The sequence below is a fragment of the Micromonospora sp. NPDC050686 genome (assembly GCF_040654475.1).
Lineage (GTDB): Bacteria > Actinomycetota > Actinomycetes > Mycobacteriales > Micromonosporaceae > Micromonospora.
The window spans coordinates 1-1,085 of record NZ_JBFAID010000149.1 but is presented as its reverse complement, the minus strand read 5'-3'; the positions used below and the strand labels follow the sequence as shown (position 1 = coordinate 1,085).

The window sequence follows — 1,085 nt, the reverse complement described above, 5'->3', positions numbered from 1 at the left end:
CGGTTCGCCGGATGATGTGTCGCGGGATGGTGTGGTGGTGGGGTTGGATGGTCGGATTTCGTTGTATGTGGTGCGGTCGGGTGGTGATGTGTGGGGTCGTTCGCAGCAGACGGCGGGGGGTTCGTTCAACGCGTGGCAGCAGTTGTCGTCTGGTGGTGGGTTCGCTGGTCAGGTGGCGGTGTTGCGGGATGATCTGAATCGGGTGGCGTTGTATGTGCGGCGTAACGGCACGATTTACGGGGCGAGTCAGAAGACGGCTGGTGGGTCGTTCGGTGAATGGATTGCGATCGGTACCGGTGGCGCGGGTGTGGTGGGGGATCCGCGGGCGGTGTACGGGGTGGGTGGTCGGATCGGTATCTACGCGCTCAACGGTGCGGGGAATCTGTCCGGGGTGAGCCAGACCGCGGCGGGTCAGGGGTTCGGTGCGTGGCAGGTGTTGACCAGTGACGGTGGGTATGTGGGGAAGCCGGCGGCGTTGGTGGACAGTCAGCAGCGGGTGGCGTTGTACATGCGGCGTAACGGCACGATCTACGGGGCGAGTCAGAAGACCGCTGGTGGGTCGTTCGGCACGTGGGCGGCGATGGGCGTCTCCGGTGCGGGGGTGGCCAGTGATCCGATGGCGGTGTACGGGATCGGTGGCCGGATCGGGATCTACGTGACCAACGGGGCGGGGAACGTCGCCGGGGTGACCCAGACCGCGGCGGGTCAGGGGTTCGGTACGTGGCAGGTGCTGACCAGCGGTGGTGGGTACGTCGGCCGGCCGACCGTGCTGGTCGACAGCAGTGAACGGGTCGCGGTCTACGTACGCCGGGACGGCACCGTGTACGGGGCCAGCCAGCCCGTGGCCGGGGGTTCCTTCGGCACCTGGGCGGCCCGTGGAACCGACAGTCCCCTGATCACGGGAGACCCGACCGCTGTCTACGGTGTCGGCAAACGCATCGCGATCTACGCGGCGTCCACCGGTGACACCATCGGCGGGGTCAACCAGCAGGAAGCCGGTGGCAGCTTCGGCACCTGGGTCCTGCTCTAACCCGAACCGACCAGCACAACGGGGTCGTGAGCCCAACGCCCACGACCCCGTTCGT

General features: G+C 67.2%; 1 protein-coding gene. It reads left to right on the top strand.

Features of this window, described 5'->3' with window-relative positions; all coding sequences use genetic code 11:
* A partial coding sequence (locus AB0H57_RS32855; RefSeq protein WP_357512644.1) for a hypothetical protein occupies positions 1 to 1,030 on the top strand: 1,030 nt, incomplete at its 5' end.
* Between the last annotated feature and the right edge of the window lie 55 nt (positions 1,031 to 1,085).